Source organism: Parendozoicomonas verongulae, assembly GCF_009711465.1.
GTDB classification, from domain to species: domain Bacteria; phylum Pseudomonadota; class Gammaproteobacteria; order Pseudomonadales; family Endozoicomonadaceae; genus Sansalvadorimonas; species Sansalvadorimonas verongulae.
On record NZ_SMME01000516.1, the window covers coordinates 1 to 274 of the forward strand.

Genomic DNA, 274 nt, shown 5'->3' on the forward strand with positions numbered 1-274 from the left:
GGATGTGGTAAACGCTTTGTGGCATCCGTCTTGGTTACAGACCTTCGTGGACCGCTGATCACTGTCAGGCTGAATCTGACTCACTTCGCTGCCAGTATCGAATGCACACTCCCCTGCACTGGCGCCAGGAACACTCTGAAATGCATCATCCTGTAACAAATCCGACAACTCTGAAAGTAGAGACTCATCCTGCTCCAGGTTCGACAACTCTGGGAATAGAGAATACAGAAGGGAAGGTGAGGAAGGAGGAATGCATAAGATGTCAGGAGCTTCA